Origin of the sequence: Kordia sp., from assembly GCF_045105435.1 — a bacterium.
Lineage (GTDB): Bacteria > Bacteroidota > Bacteroidia > Flavobacteriales > Flavobacteriaceae > Kordia.
Window position 1 is genome coordinate 1 of sequence record NZ_JBGCDL010000039.1, and the last position, 2,967, is coordinate 2,967.

Annotated in this window: 2 protein-coding genes; both read right to left on the minus strand. The window is 30.6% G+C overall.

From position 1 onward, the window contains the following. Positions 1-49 precede the first annotated feature (49 nt). A complete protein-coding gene (locus AB8B65_RS01650; protein ID WP_405299057.1) occupies positions 50-490 on the minus strand; it encodes a 3-hydroxyacyl-ACP dehydratase FabZ family protein in 441 nt (146 codons plus the stop codon). A 4-nt stretch (positions 491-494) separates the two neighbouring features. Then, positions 495-2,967, minus strand: a 2,473-nt coding sequence (locus AB8B65_RS01655) for a chondroitinase-B domain-containing protein (RefSeq protein ID WP_405299058.1), incomplete at its 5' end; no start/stop codon positions are given.

Below are 2,967 nucleotides of genomic sequence, written 5' to 3' on the forward strand. Positions count from 1 at the left end.
TTTTTACTTAGATTCATTGTATTTAAAAAGCGAAGAACTTTAATAGATTCTATTCTGGTTTTATCATTCCAGCAATTGTTCCTCTACAAACCAGTTCGTTTTTATAATTGAACAACTGTACTTTGCATTTTAGTTTGTTGAATCTAAAATACATTTTTTCTGAAACAACAATCACTTTTTCGCAAGGTAATACTGGTAGAAAATAATCAATTTCGTTAGAAGTTAACGCAATCTGTGGTTGATGTTCTATAGAGATTTCATCCATCAATAAGTAAATACCCAAACAAACCACACCAATTTGTGCCATTGTTTCTGTTAAAATAACTCCTGGTGTTATGGGGTTTTCTTTAAAATGACCTTTATAAAAGAAAGCATCTTTTTGAAAAGTATAATTTCCTTTTACACCGTTTTCTGAAATTTCTGTAAGTTCATCAACAAATAAAAATGGTTTTGAATAAGGTAAAAGGTCAATGATTTCTGATGAGTTCATTCCTCTAATCTACAAAAAAACGCTCAACAACTCCTTGAATTTTTAAGATATAAATTCCTTTTGATAAAGTTTTTACATTTAATATAGCCTCATTTTTGGTGAATTTAGCTGTACTAATTTGTTTTCCAGTGATATCAAAAACTTCCACTAAACCAATATTATTTTTTTCTGATTTTATCTGAATAAAACCTTGTGAACTTGGGTTTGGATAAAATGATATTCCTTTTGCTAAAAATGTATTTTCAATTGTACTTAATGATGGGCAAGTTGCTTCTCCAAAAATTTGGATTTCTTCGTAACTATTCCAGCCACTTCCTTCTGAATTTCCATAACCTAAAATTCTTATATATTGTGTTTTTGTGTTTGCTGGTAGCACAAACTCCTCAAAACCAACAGTATTTCCTGAATTCGTTAATACATTTGTAACATCAGAAAAATTAGTTCCATTGTCTGAAATGGCTATTTTAAAAGAAGAGGTTCTTTGATCTCCTTTATGAAAATAGATTTTTACGCTGGTAATAGTTCTTTTACATTGGGCATTATATGTTAAATAAGCAGAACCATCATCTGAATTGGCAGACCATCTTGAAGAAGTATTACTATCAATGGTATTTTCAGGAATATTTGGATCTTGTGTGCCAACTCCTGTAACTGTTAAATCCGTAATTGAAACTGCATCAATTGGGTTAAATTCTGCTACAGACTGTATTACATCTATGGTAGCAGATAAATTGGAATTGTCATCAGAAACTGTAATAGTTCCTGTTCTCTCAGCACCAGAATTATTTTGTAAAACTACAACTTCAATTGTTGCCTTATTACTTCCCTGTGTTGGGTTTACAGATAACCAAGTAACATCATCTGAAATGGTCCAATTCACATTTGAATCAATTTCAAAAGTTGAACTTCCTGCATCAATATTAAAGTTAATTTCTTCTACAGAAGTTGATAAATTAGGTACAGAAGAAAGAAAACCAACGTTTACACCAACATCATTTATCTTGTATGGTAAATTTACGCCATTTGAATTAAACTCTTCTGCTCCAGCATCAGCAATTCCTGTTCTGTTTCCACCAAGAATATCGTTATTTAAAAAGGAATAACTACCTACTGAAGCATCAATTGCTGCACTTGAAGTGCTTAATCTATAGAAATCAGTTCCTGCTTCTAATAAATCCGATGAAATTGTTTGATTATTATTTGTTCCATTTGTCAAATCCCAACTTCCATTTTTATTGATGTTTCCTTCAAACTTTGACGTTCCTGTTGGATTTGTTTGAATATCAAACGCATTAATATCAGAATCTAAAACAATATTATTGGCAACAATTAAATTTTCAGGTGCTAATGTTCCTCCACTTAAACTTGTACCGATTCTAATTCCTAAATCACAATCGACCATTGTATTGTTTATAATTTGTGTATTTTTAACTTGGTAATAACCATTTAAAGCAGAGTTTACTTGACCATTCATAACATTTAAAGCACCTGTAGTATTTGAACCTGAACCATTTGGTTTTCTATATCTAAGACCTTCAAAATAATTATTGTACACTTTATGACCTTCACCAATAACTCTTACGCCTCCAGAAAAAGTATTATTATTTCCGAAGAAATAGTTTCCAAAAACTTCTGTGTTATTGCCATGTCTTAGGGTTAATGTGCCTTGATAATCTCTAAAAGTATTGTTATAATATTTATTACCTCCACTTTTATTAGAAATGATTTCTACTTCGCCTGCCCAATTGTAAAAGAAGTTGTTATGCACTTCAGAAAACGAATCAGAGAGTGATGTTGTGCTTGTACCAATTCTTATGGCATCTTGATCATTTAATCCGTTTACATCGTTATTTACAGGAACTCTATCTGCAAAATAGTTATGGTGAATCTTTGTACGATCAATTATATTGTTACTTCTGTTGTGGTTTACAATACTACCAACTCCGTTTTTACCAACAAAAGAACTATGGCTTATTTCATTAGAAGAACCATACACTAAAATCCATTTAAAAACAGCTGTGTTTTGAGCAGTTGTGCCATTATAACTGTCTATTTTTATATTAGTAACTGTACAATTATTACAGTCATTTCCACTTGCTCTAAAAGTAATTAGCGATTCAATTCTATCATCTGAAACCTCTAAATTAGATGCATTCTGAAATACAAATCCTTCAAAAATAATATAACTTCCTCCTAATTGAATATTTGATTTTCCTTCAATAAAAACCTGATTTGGAGTTGCTGCTTTTATGGTTATTGGGTTGGAAGCTGTTCCATTTTTATCAATTTCTAATTGTAAATTATTCCAAATACCATTAGTCAAAATAATTGTAGTTCCTGCACTTGAGGATCCAATGGCTGTATTTAATTCAGACTGATTGGAAACTGTAGTTTGCCCATTTGTAGTTAATAATGAGAACAGAAATACTACCAAAAAAAGAAAAGAATTATTCATATTTAGAAATTTAAAACTGGTT

What these genes read in the sequence shown, in the direction of transcription:
- AB8B65_RS01650 (WP_405299057.1), bottom strand. Translation starts at nt 490, where the DNA reads ATGAACTCATCAGAAATCATTGACCTTTTACCTTATTCAAAACCATTT.